Below are 15,636 nucleotides of genomic sequence, written 5' to 3'. Positions count from 1 at the left end.
TAATGAATATGGTCAAAAGGAAGCGCAGGCTTCCCCGGCTGTCAGGCCGCATCTGGCTTCTGATGGTCATATGGGTGGTGTGCCTGCTATATTTGTTGTTTCAGGGCGGCAAGACGTCGGTCATGCTGTTGTCTATGGTTACGCTGTTAATCGTTTATTTATGGATCGTTGGTCTGAGCGGAGTTCGCCGTGTGCAAGGCTCCCGGCAGCTTTCGCAAGGCTCGGATTTTGGAGAACTGCTGCATGCAGGAGATCAGGTGCATGTAAAGCTGAGCCTCAGCATTCCTGGATTTCTTCCGTTACCCTATGTCATTGTCCGTGAGGTCCTTAAGCGACATACAGGTGAGTCCTGGTCGTTTGAGGATAGTGTCATTCCCAATCTAAAAGGGGGCGGTAAGCTTACATTTCAGACTCCCGCTTTAGAGCGAGGAAGCTATCACTTTGAGGAAACGGAATGTGTGAGTGAGGACATCTTCGGTCTGTTGGAGCACAAAGGCAGCTTGAACGCACGCGGTGAATTTCGGGTTCTGCCCCGAACGGTATTCATTCCGTATTGGCAGATGAATGACCGTCGCTCAAGGATGTCTGGACCGCAGACCGTTCAAACTCGTACGCGGCGTGAAACGACACAAATTAACGGTGTACGGGATTATGTATATGGAGATCGGTTTTCGCGCATCCACTGGAATGCGACGGCGCGTACAGGTAGCTGGAAATCCAAGGAATTTGAGCATGAGACCGTTCCTAAAACGATGCTTGTGCTGGACGTACACATGAAGCATTATGTGAACGCCGAACAGTTTGAGCTAGCTGTATCCTCTACCGCTTCATTGCTGGAATATGGTGGACGGGAGCGAATGGGGGTTGGATTGTGCACAGCTGGAGAGAAAGGCACCGTCTTTCAACCAAGTGAGCAGACAATGGAACGACAACGAATGATGCATCACTTGGTAGACATACACACCACTTCACAAGGTAGTTTGAAATCCGCTGTAGAAAGCAGTGTGCGCCAGTTTCCGCAAGGCTGTTATTTTATACTGATTAGTCCGCTGAAGGATTATCAGGCGATGGAGCTTCTTCGCTGGGCCGATACCCGGGGGATGACTCCGTGCCACGTTTATATCGGAGAAGGTTCTGCTGAGGGAGAAGTTGAAGAATGGATGAGCATGCTTCGTGCAAGGGGAATTAAGGGCTACGATGTTGAGAGCCTTGAAGAGCTCCCGGCTGTAATGGGGGGAGGGACACTATGAAGAGCTGGTTACAATCGTTAAAGGGTTCCTGGGTCCCCGCTTTTACATTTTTATGGATTATTATTATTGCCATGCAATGGGTTTCTTTTGCTTCCGAATTATGGTTGGAAGAGACAAGAGCACTCGTACTAATGACCATTACAATGCTGGCTCTGGTGAAGATTGTACTACCAGTTCGTCCCTGGATTGAATTTATTGTTAAGGCGGCGGCGCTGTTTTTTATTTTGTATCGGACATTGGTGTCTTATTCAATCATTATCCCCTTCGGAGGGGTAGCCAATCGCCTGGACCAGTTTATTTCCAATATGTCACCTTATATTTGGTTTTCCCTCATTGCTTGGCTAGTTATTGAAATGGTGCCGCTCATCGTTACAACGAAGCAGCGGATTCTTGTTTTTGTGGGTATTAACATTGCCGCGCTGGCAGTACTTGATTCCTTCACGCCAACTGTGCTGTGGGAGGAGGTTGCTTGGATCGTCTTTGCTGGTATGGGTTGGCTGGTGACACAGCATCTGCAGTATTTTCGGCAGCATTATCCTCAAGGATGGAAGCATATTCGGCGCTATCCATATAAAATAGCAGCCAATATTGCGGTCATTTTTGCGCTCATTATTATGGCTGGTGTCAATATGCCCGAGGTACAGCCCGCTTTGACGGATCCCTATACAGCGTGGACCCAGAGAAATAGCTCAACTACCGCCGGGATCAACAATGGATCTGGGGCACTGGATCAGCGGATGAACACTGCATCGGGTTATAGTCGCCAGGATAATCGGTTGGGGGGAGGTTTTAATTTTGACTATTCTCCTGTCATGACCATCACGACCACTCAACGAAGCTATTGGCGGGGGGAAACGAAACGAACCTATTCCGGTACAGGCTGGAGTGACAAGGGCAACGATGATCAAACGTTAAATGATGTTCCAATGACCGCAGAGCTTGAAAACACACAAGAAACGCGGCATTCGACTGAGCAGGTCGTTCAGACCATTACGATGCAAAACGACCAAAGCTATCCTGTTCTATTTGGCGCTTATTCGGTGCAGCGTGTTCAATCGGTGGACAGAGATTCACGGGCAGACGGGTTACGTTGGAAGCCGGAACAGGCGGAACTGCTTTGGAATCCATCCTCCCGAAGAACTGCTTATCCTAAAACGTATACTCTGGTATCGCATGTCCCTGTGATCCCTGAGAAAGAGCTACGCACAAAAACTTTTAATGAGTTGTACGGAAAAAACAAACAGGAAGCCTATCTACAAATTCCAGATGAGTTGCCACAGCGGGTTCGTGATTTGGCTCAGAACGTAACGTCAACGGCGAAAACGCCATATGAAAAAGTCGGATTACTACAGCAGTATTTGCAGCAAAATTATGCATATACGAACAATCCGGATCTCTCACGGAAAAGAAGCAGAGATTTTGTGGATGCCTTTCTGTTTGAGATTCGGGAGGGCTATTGCGATTATTATTCCACCTCATTAGTCATGATGGCTCGCTCCGTTGGGGTTCCGGCCCGTTGGGTTAAAGGGTATGCACCTGGTCAGCAGACGTTTTCAGATGATGCAACAACGGGTGAAGGTGACGAAAATATGTCCTCTTACTCCGTGACAAATGCGGATGCTCATTCCTGGGCGGAAGTATATTTAGGTGAATACGGTTGGGTTCCTGTAGAAGCAACGCCTGGCTTTGATATGCCGCTGCTTACGGAACAGGAGGATTCAAAGACTCCAGAAGCCCCAGAGGTTAAAGATCAGTCTGAACCGGAACAGCCTGAGCAGACCCCGCAGACTAATCCGGAGGAAGCTTCAAAGATTCATCCTGTAATTATAGGTTCTGCTGCTGCAATTCTGCTGTTGTGGGCTGCTTATGTCGTCTGGCGTAATCGGGCAGACCTTCACTTTTACCTGCTGCGTTTACGCAGAGGTAAGCCGTTGACTCCGGATGAAAAGGTGGTCGTCGAAACTGAGCACTGGTTAAGGTACATGCGAAGAAGGGGATTTGTCCGCGCCAGTCACGAAACACTGAGGGAATCAGTTGATAGATGGTCGCTAGAAGTACCGGAACAGGCTTCAATTTTACATCAGCTGCTTGGACGATTTGAACAGGCGCGTTATAGTCCCTCATCCGTAACCGCAGAAGATTGGCATATGGTTCGCAAGCAAGCCTCTCTGTTACACAAAGAAGGCTGGATAAAACGTCTATTTTAATCTTTAGCTATATATTTAGTGAAAAAGCTGTCCGTTTGTTGCGGATAGCTTTTTACTAAGCCATAGTAATATGGTATAGTTTGTCGTATGAAACTGAGGTGACCGACGTTGTTTGAAATGCTGATGCCCAAATTACGGGTGAATACCGTCTTTGATATTGATCTGGAAGGCTTATATGCTCAAGGATATCGCGGCATTATTACGGATCTGGATAACACGCTGGTCGGCGCAAAAGCGCCGAATGCAACTCCCGAGCTGGTGGCCTGGTTTGAGAAGGTCAAACAGGCGGGTTTTAAGCTTGTCATCGTGTCTAACAACAATATGGACCGTGTATCCGTGTTTGCTACGCCTTTGGACATTGAATTTATACATGCCGCACGGAAGCCCTCCAACTCGTCTTTTCGTAGAGCCATCCGTATGATGGGGCTGACTCCGGAAGAAACTATTATGGTCGGAGACCAAATGTTGACGGACGTATTGGGAGGTAACCGACTGGGGTTGCATACGGTGTTGGTGCTACCGATATCCATTCATGATGAAGGAGTCATGACTCGATTTAATCGGCGGTTGGAGCGAATCGCGCTCACAAGGTTACGTAAGAAAGGCTTATGGCTTGAGGAGGAAAAGAAGAATGACTGAAAGACCTGACGGCGGCACTGCCGTCAAATGTAGTGGTTGCGGTATAACCGTGCAGACCACTAGCCCGGAGCTTCCGGGATTTATTCCTGAAAAATTGCTTACTCGCGAACCTGTCATCTGTCAGCGTTGTTTCCGAATCAAAAACTATAATGAGACGTCTTCAGTGACGGTGGATCAAGATGAGTTTTTGAAGCTGCTCAGCCAGATTGGCGACAAGGATGCACTCGTTATCCACATTGTAGATATTTTTGATTTTGAAGGCAGCTTGATTTCCGGTCTGCAACGCTTTGTAGGCTCTAATCCGGTTATACTGGCTGTAAACAAGACCGATTTGCTGCCTAAGGTAACGAATTGGAACAAGATACGTAACTGGGTACAAAAGCAAGCGAAGGAGCAAGGGCTTCGCACGGAAGAAATCGTACTGTGCTCAGCTAAAAAAAATCAGGGCTTTGACCGTCTTTTGGATGTGGTATCTGAGCTCCGTGGTAACCGCGATGTATATGTGGTTGGAGCGACAAATGTGGGTAAATCCACGCTCATTAACCGTTTGATTCGTGATTATAGCGACATGGAGCAGGAGCTCACAACGTCCCGTTACCCGGGAACTACACTCGATATGGTGAATATTCCGCTCGACGACGGCAAGCACATTATTGATACTCCGGGTATTGTATACCCTTGGCGATTCAGTGAGATCGTCTCCCGTCAGGACTTGAGCGCTATTATGCCGGACAAGCCGCTGAAGCCTGCTGCGTATCAGCTTGATGCCGGACAAACATTGTTTTTCGGCGGTATGGCCCGATTTGATTTTGTCGACGGTCAGCACCAATCTTTTACCTGCTACATTAACGGTGGTCTTAAGATACATCGCACGAAGCTGGAGCGAGCTGATCAGTTGTTCGCTGATCATGCCGGGGAATTGTTATCTCCGCCAACACGCGATCAATTGGCAGAGATGCCGGAATGGACAAGACATGAGTTCCGCGTGCCACGCAAGTCTCCATCGGACATCTATATTTCCGGCTTGGGATGGATCAGGGTAAATAGCGAGAACGGAGCTCTGGTTGCGATTCATGCTCCTCGGGGAGTCCGTGTGCTTTTGCGGCCTGCGTTGATATAACGTTGCTGTAACCATGTTATAGGGCGGCAAGGAACAGGTACTGTACTGGTTCCTGCCGCCATTCATGTATTTGTGCGGCCTAATATTTTGCAATATGGGGGAGAGCGACGATGAACAGCGGGGAGTCTGAAGCGACTGAACAAGGTCTTGTACTATTGGGCGTATTGGGTGATCCAATCAAGCACTCCAAATCGCCTCTTATGCATAAAATAGCTTTGCAGGCAGCGGCGATTGAAGGAGATTTTGTACCTCTTCATGTAAAACCGGATCAGCTGGAAGATGCCATGAAGGGGATTCGCGCTTTGCATTTCCGCGGAGTCAATGTGACGATTCCCCATAAAGTCGAGGTTATGAAATATCTGGATGAGATTGATGAAGGTGCCAGACTCATTGGCGCTGTCAATACGATAGTAAATGATAATGGACGGCTTAAGGGGTATAACACGGACGGAATTGGCTACGTACGTTCCCTCAAAGAAGAGACTTCTGTTGAGTTGAAGGGAGCAAGAATTGCTGTGCTTGGAGCCGGAGGGGCTGCTCGTGGCGTGATTCATGCTCTGTTGGAGGAGCAGCCGGAATCGGTCATTATTTTGAACCGAACACGTGACAAAGCTGAGCAACTGGCATTAGAGTGGACGACGGAAGCGATCCCAGTGAGGGGTTATTCCAACGAGGATGCCAAGAGCGTGCTCGCCACAGTGAATGTTTTGATTAACACAACCTCGGTGGGAATGTCTCCTTTATCGGATGAACTTCCACTGGAAACGAGCTTGATTCCGGAGGGAATCATTGTGAGTGATTTGATCTACAACCCGTTGGAAACGAGACTTTTACAGGAAAGCCGTGAACAGCGCGGCTGCACTGTACATGGGGGCTTGGGCATGTTCGTGTACCAGGGGGCTGTGGCTTTTGAGTATTTTACAGGGGTTGTCCCTGCTGTAGAGCAAATGAGAGCGGCTGTGCTGAGTAGCCTGTCGTAAGTAAGAGGGTACATTAAAATTATGGAAATGCTGCATTGCATATGTGGCGACGAAGGGGTTAAATATACATGTTAACAGGTAAACAAAAAAGATATCTGCGCTCAATGGCGCATCATTTGGACCCGGTTTTTCAAGTAGGCAAAAACGGTACGAATGAGCATCTTATGCGTCACATCAACGATGCGATTGAAAAGCGTGAGCTGATGAAAGTACAAATTTTGAACAACTGTTTGGACGACAAGCATGAAATTGCGGAAGAACTGGCCGCGGAGACAGGTTCTGAGCTTGTACAGATCATCGGGAGCACTATTATTTTGTACAAAGAATCCCGTGACCATAAGGAAATTGAGTTGCCTAGAGGATAACATGCGGGGAGAAATTTATGAAAATCGGTATTATGGGTGGTACATTTGACCCGATTCATATTGGACATCTGCTGGCTGGAGAAGCGGCAAGAGATGCCTATGGACTAGATCAAGTATGGTTTATGCCTTCTCATATTCCTCCGCACAAGCATCAGGCGGGGGCGAGCGGTAAAGAGCGTCTGGAGATGACGAGTGAAGCGGTGGCGGGTCATCCTGCTTTTGAAGTGCTGGATATTGAAGTGCTTCGCGGGGGAGTATCCTATACCATTGACACGATCAAGGAGCTTCAGGAGTTGCATTCTGCTGTGGATTTTTATTTTATTATTGGTGCGGATATGGTGAACTACTTGCCTCATTGGCAGGGAATTGAGGAACTGGCGCAGCGAATTTGTTTTATTGGTGTTCGGCGACCAGGATTCCAGCTTGCAATGGATGAGTTGCCACATTATTTGCAGGATAAGGTACTGTTGGCAGATATGCCAGTGGTGGACATTTCGTCCACGGATATTCGAGAGCGTGCTGCGGAAGGGCGCACTATCCGTTATCTTGTGCCTGATCGAGTGCATGACTATATTACAAGGGGCGGTTTGTATGAAGTACAGCCGTGAGCAATTAATGGAAGCCGTATCTGGTCAAATGCCTGAAAAACGCTGGAAGCACACACTAGGTGTTATGCATACCTCAGTGGAGCTTGCGAAGCGTTATGGAGTAGATCCGGATAAGGCCGAACTGGCGGCTATTTTGCATGATGTAGCGAAATATTGGCCTGTTCAGCAGATGGAAGAGGTGATTCGCAGTCATCCCGAATGTGATCAGGAGCTTTTGGAACATGACAAGCAGCTCTGGCATTCAGAGGTAGGATACTGCGTTGCAGCAAGAGATTACGGAGTGGATGATTCTGAAATAAGGAATGCGATCCGCTGGCATACGTCAGGACGCGTAGGTATGAGCCTGCTGGACAAAGTCGTGTGTCTCGCTGATTACATCGAACCGGGACGGGATTTTCCCGGGGTTGAGCATATCCGTAAACAGGCAAAGAAAAGTTTGGAGCAGGGCCTTGTCGCTGGATTTGACTCCACAATTTCATTGTTGCTGGAGAAGAAAAAGGTTATTTTTCCACTGACAGTCTTGTCGCGCAATGACTTGATTCAACAACTAAAACAGAGAAAAACGGAGGTTCATGAATGACCCTAACTAATGAGCAATTAATGCAAACAGCGGTTGATGCCGCAAATGATAAAAAAGCAATGAATATTGTCGCACTGGATTTGCGGGGAATATCACTAGTAGCTGATTATTTTGTCATCTGCCACGGTAATTCGGATACACAGGTACAGGCGATTGCAACAGAAATTCGCAAACGCGCTCATGATGAAGGTGTAACTATCAAAGGAATCGAAGGGATGGATTCCGCCCGTTGGGTTCTAATGGATTTGGGGGATGTCGTAGTGCATGTCTTCCATCGCGACGAGCGCGAATATTACAACATTGAACGACTCTGGTCGGATGCTAAGGTTGTGGAAAAGGTATGAGTTTGATCGCCGGTACTTATGTCACCATTATGGTGGATCGTGAGGTATCTCCTTTCGGCTACTTTCTCACTGTTGGTGAGCAGGATGTGCTGCTGCACTATACGGAGCTGACACGTGAAATTGAAGTTGGTGAACGGTTGGAGGTATTTATTTTTCACGATACAGAGGACCGTTTGGCCGCAACCATGAAAAAGCCGTTCTTGTCGTTGGGCGAAATGGCTAAGCTTGAGGTGGCCGATGTGCATCCGCGTTTGGGTTGTTTCCTGGAGATGGGATTGGGTCGTCAGCTTTTGCTGCCGATTCGTGAGTTGCCAGAAAACCGAGATTTGCATCCTCGGGTGGGCGACTACGTGTATGCCATTATGGAGCATGACAAGCAAGGCAGATTGCGGGCTAAGCTGGCAGGGGAACAGGAACTGGCTCCGTTGTGCTTCCACGCCCCTGATTCGTGGCTGAATACGTGGGTGCAGGCGACTGTGTACAAGCCGCTTCAAATGGGCACATTCGTTCTGGTGGACGGAGGTGTGCTTGGTTTTGGCGCGATTGGGATGATTCACTCCTCAGAACGCAACCGGATGCTTCGCTTGGGCGAAGAGGTTAAGGTACGGGTCACGCTTGTTCGCGAAGACGGTCGGGTCAATCTGGCAATGTCGCCACGCAAGGAAGTGGGCCGTGATGAGGATGCGGATCGATTGATTGCTTTTCTGAAAGAGCGTCCGGGCGGCGGTATGCCTTACTCCGACGCAACACCGCCGGATATTATCAAGCAACGGTTTGGTATTAGTAAATCCGCCTTCAAGCGTGCGATGGGCAAGCTGATGAAGGAAGGAATGGTTACACAAAAGGAAAACTGGACCTACCTGGTGGAGAAAATGCCGAAACCGAAGGACGGGAATGGGGAATAAAAAATGGCTTCTTACCGGAAGTTTGCCTATGTGTATGATGAGCTGATGCAGGACATGCCGTACCCGGACTGGTTGCGCTTTGCACGGCAGGCTTGGGATCAGTACGGGATGCCGCATACGGTGGCCGAGCTGGGCTGCGGAACGGGTTCAATTACGATTCCCCTGGTTAACTCAGGGTTCGAAGTGGCTGGAATCGACTTATCCTCTGACATGCTGGCAGTAGCCCGTCGCAAAATGGAAACCACTCCACAGGGACAGCGATTGTTTCGTGAGGGAAGCGTTCGCTGGATACAGCAGGATATGAGAGAATGGATTTTACCCGAGCCTGTGGATTCTGTAATTTCTTTTTGCGATTGTCTGAATTACTTGTTGGAGGAAGAAGATATCATTTCTACTTTTCGCAGAACGCATGTTGGTCTGAAGCCTGGCGGAACCTTTTTGTTCGATGTGCATCATCCCCAGACGTTTTTACGTTATGATGAAGAGCAGCCTTTCGTACTGGACGAACGCTCTATCTCATATATCTGGACATGTGCGTTGGACACTCCCCGTTGTGAAATTGAGCATCATCTTAGTATCTTTGCGAAAGCAGAACATGAAGGACGCGATCTATACCAGCGTTTCGAGGAAATACATGTACAACGTGCCTATGACCCAGACTGGATGAAGGCAGAATTGTCCAAAGCGGGTTTTCGCGATGTGAAGGTATATGCGGATTTTGAATGGGTAGAAGCAGAAGATGACGCGGCGAGACTGTTTTATGTTGCTGTAAAATAGCAAAGATTCATTGAACGAATATGGGAAAAAAAAGACGCTTTTCATGATGACATGAAGGGCGTCTTTTTGCACTTATATATTCACTTTATAGTTCAACTGAAGCTCATCACCCGGTACACCCCGAATGCCCCAGTTCTGTTTGGGTGTTTCAAATATAGTAATCTCAAGATCCTGTGGAGAAATACCCAAAAGATCGTTAATTCTTTGGAATAACAGGCTAATGAGTTGCTTCTTAGCTTCTATCGTTCTGCCTTCAAAGATACTGATTTCAATAATGGTGTACGCCTCAGAGCGACCATCGGCATATATAAAATCTTCCTGATCCATAGGAAAAAAACGATGAAACCTCTTGTCAGGAGGATATTTGAACGCATCCACCACAGCAGAATGAATCACCTCTGAAAGTTGCTTTTTGATTGGATTTAGAGTCTCTTTTATTCCGTAAATTTTAATTTGTGCCATGTCTCAGCTCACCTTTCTTATCTCAACTCATCTCAGCTTGAAGCGATTTAACTCGGAATTATTATAAAACATTCGTATGCATGTGTCATGAAAATTTAGTATGGAGAGGGCTCTTAACACCAAAGGTAGTCCTTATTTGACTTTTTTCGCGGTTTTCAATATAATAGTGCCATTATTAACGGTTAAACAATCGCTGATGAGGAATAGTAGCTTTGTCTGGACATGTAGAGAGCCGGCGGGTGGTGCAAGCCGGTTGACAGCACAAAGTGAACTCGCCTCGGAGATATGCGTCCAACGCAGGAACGCCCTATACTGGTGCTTGTATCCTGTTATTAACCCGCATCGGATCACCTCCGTTATCAGGTGCAAAGGGAGTAGAACGCGAAGAACGCTTTCTGCTAACTAGGGTGGTACCACGGGAATATAACCTCTCGTCCCTAGCGCTGACACGCTACGGGATGCAGAGGTTTTTTTGTTGCATACCGTTTGAGGAGGAAAAGACAATGACAGACACACAGCCGAAGCACGGCTATCAACCGCAAAGTATTGAACCAAAATGGCAGAAATATTGGGATGAGAACAAGACGTTCCGCACCGGGGAAGAACCGGGCAAACCGAAGTTTTATGCTTTGGATATGTTTCCGTACCCATCTGGAGCCGGCCTGCATGTAGGCCACCCGGAGGGCTACACAGCTACGGATATTGTTTCACGTTATAAAAGAATGCGCGGCTACAACGTACTGCATCCGATGGGTTGGGACGCCTTCGGTCTGCCTGCGGAGCAGCATGCGCTGGATACAGGGGAGCACCCACGCGAAATTACGGTGAAAAACGTAAATAACTTCCGCCGTCAAATCAAATCGCTCGGCTTCTCCTACGACTGGGATCGTGAAATCAGCACGACGGATCCTGATTATTACAAATGGACACAATGGATCTTCATCCAGCTGTACAAGCGCGGCCTTGCATATGTAGCTGAAGTACCTGTGAACTGGTGCCCAGCGCTGGGAACGGTGCTGGCGAATGAAGAAGTTATTGACGGTAAGAGTGAGCGTGGCGGTCATCCGGTCGTCCGTAAACCAATGCGTCAATGGATGCTGAAAATTACGGAATACGCGGATCGTCTGCTGGATGATCTGGAGGAACTGGATTGGTCTGAGAGTATTAAGGATATGCAACGGAACTGGATCGGTAAGTCTACCGGGGCAGAGGTTCGTTTTCCGATTGAAGGCTATGACGAGCAACTCACAGTATTTACAACTCGCCCAGATACACTGTTCGGCGCAAGCTACTGTGTGCTGGCACCAGAGCAGGAATTGGTGGATATTATCACTACGCCTGAGCAAAAGGATGCTGTACAACAGTACCGTGAACAAGCTGCTCGTAAAAGCGATCTGGAGCGTACGGATCTGGCCAAGGATAAAACAGGCGTATTCACAGGAGCTTATGCAGTGAACCCAGTGAACGGCGAAAAGCTGCCGATCTGGATTGCTGACTATGTACTGGCAGGCTACGGAACTGGAGCGATTATGGCTGTACCTGCTCACGATACGCGTGACTGGGAATTTGCCAAGCAATTCGGATTGAATATCATTGAGGTTGTCCAAGGTGGAGATGTGGCTAATGAGCCATATACTGAGGATGGACCGCACGTGAATTCAGGCCCGCTGAATGGACTTACCAACGAGGAAGCGATTCCGAAGATGATTGAATGGCTGGAAGCCGAGGGCAAAGGACACGGCAAAGTCACCTACCGCCTGCGTGACTGGCTGTTCAGCCGTCAACGCTATTGGGGCGAGCCGATTCCGGTAATTCATCTGGAGGATGGAACGATCAAAACGGTTCCTGAGGACCAACTTCCGCTCGTACTGCCGGAGATGGACAATATTAAGCCTTCAGGTACAGGTGAATCCCCGCTGGCGAACGCAACAGATTGGGTGGAAACCATTGATCCTGAGACAGGTATGAAAGCACGTCGCGAGACGAATACAATGCCACAATGGGCAGGAAGTTGCTGGTATTACCTGCGCTTTATTGATCCGAAAAATAACAAAGAGCTTGTATCCAAAGAGAAACAACGTGAATGGATGCCTGTTGATTTGTATATTGGCGGAGCTGAACATGCGGTTCTTCACTTGCTGTATGCCCGTTTCTGGCATAAGGTATTGTATGATATCGGCGTAGTGGAAACGAAAGAGCCTTTTTATAAGCTGGTCAACCAGGGTATGATTTTGGGCAACAACAATGAAAAAATGAGTAAATCACGCGGTAATGTCATTAATCCTGATGATATTGTCAATACGTTTGGCGCCGATACGCTGCGTATTTATGAGATGTTTATGGGGCCGCTGGAAGCGACCAAGCCATGGAATGAGAATGGGGTAGAGGGAGCGCATCGTTTTCTGTCCCGCGTATGGCGCCTGTTTGTTTCCGAGGATGGTAGCCTGAACGATAAAATTACAAATGACGGCGGTAGCGATGAGTTCAATCGTACTTGGCATAAAACGCTGAAAAAAGTAACCGAAGATCTGGATGCACTGCGCTTCAATACAGCGATCAGCCAGCTGATGATCTTCACCAACGATGCATATAAAGCAGACCTTCTGCCGCGTGCAGCAATGGAAAACTTCGTGCAAATGCTGTCGCCGCTTGCACCCCATCTGGCCGAGGAATTGTGGCAGCTGCTGGGGCACAATGATAGCATTACCTACGCGGCTTGGCCTGCTTATGATGAAGCATGGACGGTGGACGCCGAAGTGGAAATTGTTGTGCAAGTGAATGGTAAAATTGTGCAGCGTGCAACGATTGCCAAGGATCTTGATGCTAAAGCGATGGAAGCATTCGCTGTGTCGTTGGACAATGTTCAGCAGGCACTGGCCGGCAAAACGATCCGCAAGGTAATTGCTGTTCCAGGTAAGCTGGTTAATATTGTTGCCGGTTAATTGGCTTTAAGCCGAAGGAGACATCTATCTTTTGCATGTCCTCTTCATATTTGTTGTGCGTTACCTGTATCAGCTCGGGAAAGACACTATGCAGGCTGATGTCCAACAGTGCGAGAGCTTCGGCGGTAATACCTCCGGGAACCGCTACTCTGGTCTGTAACTCGGCTGGTGTCATCCCGCCTTCCGTGAGCAGCTTTCCAGTGCCGATGATCATTTCACCGGCCAGTGCGCATAGCTCCGTACGGTCCATACCTGTAGCTTGAACTGCGGCTTGAATCCACTGGTCCATAAAAAAGGCCAAGAAAGCAGGACCACAACTCGAAAAATCCGACGTGATCCGAGTATAAGATTCTTTAACCCGAATCGGCCTGCTGATGTGGGACATAAGCTCTTCCAGAAGGAAGCGGTCCTCCTCTGTAATCCGGCTTCCATGGATGCATAGTGAGGCTCCGCTGCCTACTTGGTGGGTGATACTGGGGATAATTTTGGACACTTTAGCTTTCAGTGCATGCTCTAAAATACGAATCTGCACCGGGCTTGTGATAGATACGACGATTTGCTCTTCTGTAATGACGTTGCGTATTTCATCCGTTACGGCTTTTGATTCCAGCGGCTTCACACAGATAAACAGAACATCGCTTTCCGCTGCCGTTTCACGGTTGCTTTGGACTGCATGCAAACCTGGATAACGACGGGCTAGCTCGGTTACCTTGGAATGCGTTCGATTACTTGCTGATATTTGCTGCGGCTTGAGTGCGTTAGAATGAATAAAAGACTGAATTAGCAGACTTCCCATGCTGCCAGTCCCGATAAATCCAACTTTCATTGTTCAACGTCCTCCTTTCATACTTTGCGGTATAGACGCTGTGCTGTCAGCTGTCATTCTTCTTAGTGTATGCGCCTGGTCTTGGCCGACATGACGAATTTTATGTCTGAGCATGTTAGATCGTGCCCGGGGTCGTACCACTTTATTGTAAAAATGCTCACAGCGAGACCGTATGGAGGTTGTTTACACCCTCCGGCTAAACGGGAATTGGACAGACTTGCTCTGTTTGATAGAGGCGGTGTTTTCAGTCGGCTCAATTTCTCGAATCCATGTGGAGTAGGGGACGATACGGAAATGAAACGCGTATGGACAGGAACAGCGATAACGCTTGCTGTAATCGGCAGTGGACTTATTTTATTTGCCGGAGGACAGCGTTCTGAGTCGCAAGAAGAGTGGACTTTACTTAACCATAAGGTGGAGCAGGCTGTGGCGATGGATTCAGAGCCAAATGAGTCGCAGCGCAGCAGTGACTATGCCCAGGAAAAGCCTGCTGTAAAAGAACCTTCAGACAAAGCTGAGCGCAGTAGGAATGCCGAAGCCGCTTACAAAGTGAAAAGTGATACTGTGCAGATATCTACTGGTGTATCTGCTGCTGTGAGCGGAAACTCTATTGCGGGAAATTCGAGTGCCGTAAAGCAGTCAGGTGTTGCGGATCCGACCTCAGACACAGGTATTGTCAGTTCGAGTGGTGCAACGACGAGTAGGACCAATACGGTAAGTGATTCGGTTACTACACCCGTTTCCGGCGGAAAAAAGGTAAACATCAACACGGCGACTGCTGCCGAGTTAATGGAGCTACCAGGGGTTGGGTCTAAGAAAGCCGAGGCTATTTTGAACTACCGCAATCAGCACGGGGCGTTCAAACGTGTGAATGATTTGGATCATGTAAAAGGAATCGGAGCTAAAATGTTGGCGAAAATGAAGCCGTATGTCAGCTTGTAACTTATGTAATAATTACAATGTTTATACCCTGAGAACGGCGGTAGCGGATATGGTTTACGTTTTAACTTGTTTATACGGGAGAGATGGAAATGAGTGCAGATGTACGCAAGGACTGGGACACCTACTTCATGGATATCGCTTATATGGTATCCACCCGTTCGCGCTGCGCGCGGCGTCATGTTGGAGCCGTACTTGTACAAGGTAAAAAGCTCTTGGGGACGGCCTATAATGGAGCACCATCGGGGGTGCCTGACTGTTCAGAGGCAGGTTGTATGATTTCAGAGGAGTATGAGGTCGTTCACCGTGATGGGCACGAGGAAATGGTTAAAAAGCAGCGTTGTATTCGCACTATTCATGCAGAGCAGAACCTGCTGCTGTTTACTGACCGAATTGATCGTGAAGGCTCTTCAGTATATGTCACCGACCAGCCATGCTGGACGTGTGCCAATATGTTGGCGAACAGCGGTATTGTGGAGATTGTATACCACCGACCTTATCCCAAAGATGCCGACAAGGTTCGTGCTATGATGGAGGAAAAGGGCATCGCTTTTCGCATGCTGAAGACCTATCATCCACCAAAAGAAACGCTGATGGATGTTATGAATTAAAAAGTAAACGAGGAAGAACCTCTGACGAATGCTATTTTGTCAGAGGTTCTTTTTGTTTTGTGTTTTTAAACAGAAAGCAAT

Annotated in this window: 16 protein-coding genes and 1 other annotated feature; of the genes, 14 read left to right on the top strand and 2 right to left on the bottom strand. The window is 48.1% G+C overall.

All coding sequences use genetic code 11. The features are described 5' to 3' along the window. Positions 1 to 2: 2 nt before the first annotated feature. The 11 genes from MLD56_RS17215 to MLD56_RS17165 all read left to right on the top strand — a co-directional run bounded on the left by MLD56_RS17215 (position 3) and on the right by MLD56_RS17165 (position 9,775). Positions 3 to 1,250 (top strand): DUF58 domain-containing protein, encoded by a 1,248-nt coding sequence (locus MLD56_RS17215; protein ID WP_029515381.1) that lies wholly within the window; start codon positions 3 to 5, stop codon positions 1,248 to 1,250. Beyond that, entirely contained in the window at positions 1,247 to 3,457 is a 2,211-nt protein-coding gene (locus MLD56_RS17210) for a transglutaminase TgpA family protein (RefSeq protein WP_029515380.1), read from the top strand. Before MLD56_RS17215 ends, MLD56_RS17210 begins: the two co-directional genes overlap by 4 nt. Before the next feature lie 108 nt (positions 3,458 to 3,565). Beyond that, positions 3,566 to 4,096 carry a YqeG family HAD IIIA-type phosphatase gene (locus tag MLD56_RS17205; RefSeq protein ID WP_013311200.1) on the top strand — a complete coding sequence of 177 codons (531 nt, stop codon included), beginning with the start codon at positions 3,566 to 3,568 and terminating at the stop codon, positions 4,094 to 4,096. Continuing rightward, positions 4,089 to 5,216: a ribosome biogenesis GTPase YqeH gene (gene yqeH / locus MLD56_RS17200; protein WP_069010449.1), complete on the top strand. Its 1,128-nt coding sequence runs from the start codon at positions 4,089 to 4,091 to the stop codon at positions 5,214 to 5,216. Before MLD56_RS17205 ends, yqeH begins: the two co-directional genes overlap by 8 nt. Before the next feature lie 110 nt (positions 5,217 to 5,326). Further along, positions 5,327 to 6,196, top strand: a complete 870-nt coding sequence (gene aroE, locus MLD56_RS17195) for a shikimate dehydrogenase (RefSeq protein WP_029515378.1) — start codon at positions 5,327 to 5,329, stop codon at positions 6,194 to 6,196. Positions 6,197 to 6,264: 68 nt separating this feature from the next. Next, positions 6,265 to 6,561, top strand: coding sequence for a ribosome assembly RNA-binding protein YhbY (gene yhbY / locus MLD56_RS17190; protein WP_013311197.1), 297 nt, complete (start codon positions 6,265 to 6,267; stop codon positions 6,559 to 6,561). A gap of 17 nt (positions 6,562 to 6,578) precedes the next feature. Further along, entirely contained in the window at positions 6,579 to 7,169 is a 591-nt protein-coding gene (gene nadD, locus MLD56_RS17185; RefSeq protein ID WP_029515377.1) for a nicotinate-nucleotide adenylyltransferase, read from the top strand. Continuing rightward, complete coding sequence (gene yqeK / locus MLD56_RS17180; RefSeq protein WP_029515376.1) at positions 7,153 to 7,749, top strand: bis(5'-nucleosyl)-tetraphosphatase (symmetrical) YqeK; 597 nt, start codon at positions 7,153 to 7,155, stop codon at positions 7,747 to 7,749. The genes nadD and yqeK overlap by 17 nt, the downstream gene beginning before the upstream one ends. Continuing rightward, positions 7,746 to 8,093, top strand: coding sequence for a ribosome silencing factor (rsfS, locus tag MLD56_RS17175; protein WP_013311194.1), 348 nt, complete (start codon positions 7,746 to 7,748; stop codon positions 8,091 to 8,093). Before yqeK ends, rsfS begins: the two co-directional genes overlap by 4 nt. After that, complete coding sequence (locus MLD56_RS17170) at positions 8,090 to 8,998, top strand: CvfB family protein (protein WP_029515375.1); 909 nt, start codon at positions 8,090 to 8,092, stop codon at positions 8,996 to 8,998. Before rsfS ends, MLD56_RS17170 begins: the two co-directional genes overlap by 4 nt. Positions 8,999 to 9,001: 3 nt before the next feature. Continuing rightward, on the top strand, positions 9,002 to 9,775 hold the full coding sequence (locus MLD56_RS17165) for a class I SAM-dependent DNA methyltransferase (RefSeq protein ID WP_029515374.1): 774 nt from the start codon (positions 9,002 to 9,004) through the stop codon (positions 9,773 to 9,775). A 72-nt stretch (positions 9,776 to 9,847) separates the two neighbouring features. Here the strand turns inward: MLD56_RS17165 and MLD56_RS17160 are convergent, their stop codons facing one another. After that, positions 9,848 to 10,237: a tautomerase family protein gene (locus MLD56_RS17160; protein ID WP_029515373.1), complete on the bottom strand. Its 390-nt coding sequence runs from the start codon at positions 10,235 to 10,237 to the stop codon at positions 9,848 to 9,850. A gap of 184 nt (positions 10,238 to 10,421) precedes the next feature. Then, positions 10,422 to 10,679: a binding site (T-box leader), on the top strand. Between the two features lie 61 nt (positions 10,680 to 10,740). Between MLD56_RS17160 and leuS the strand changes: the two genes are divergently transcribed. Then, positions 10,741 to 13,179, top strand: coding sequence for a leucine--tRNA ligase (gene leuS / locus MLD56_RS17155; protein WP_029515372.1), 2,439 nt, complete (start codon positions 10,741 to 10,743; stop codon positions 13,177 to 13,179). Here leuS and comER read toward each other — a convergent pair. Further along, a complete protein-coding gene (gene comER, locus MLD56_RS17150; RefSeq protein WP_241113377.1) occupies positions 13,160 to 14,005 on the bottom strand; it encodes a late competence protein ComER in 846 nt (281 codons plus the stop codon). The genes leuS and comER overlap by 20 nt on opposite strands. A gap of 294 nt (positions 14,006 to 14,299) precedes the next feature. Here comER and MLD56_RS17145 point away from each other — a divergent pair, with 294 nt between their 5' ends. Both MLD56_RS17145 and MLD56_RS17140 read left to right on the top strand, forming a co-directional pair. Continuing rightward, entirely contained in the window at positions 14,300 to 14,947 is a 648-nt protein-coding gene (locus MLD56_RS17145; protein WP_029515370.1) for a ComEA family DNA-binding protein, read from the top strand. Positions 14,948 to 15,036: 89 nt separating this feature from the next. Further along, positions 15,037 to 15,555 (top strand): deoxycytidylate deaminase, encoded by a 519-nt coding sequence (locus MLD56_RS17140; RefSeq protein WP_069010453.1) that lies wholly within the window; start codon positions 15,037 to 15,039, stop codon positions 15,553 to 15,555. Positions 15,556 to 15,636: the final 81 nt, after the last annotated feature.

It is taken from the genome of Paenibacillus peoriae (assembly GCF_022531965.1).
In the GTDB taxonomy this organism is placed as follows: domain Bacteria; phylum Bacillota; class Bacilli; order Paenibacillales; family Paenibacillaceae; genus Paenibacillus; species Paenibacillus polymyxa_D.
Note: the sequence above shows the minus strand (reverse complement) of the source record. Positions and strands in the feature narration are given on the sequence as shown.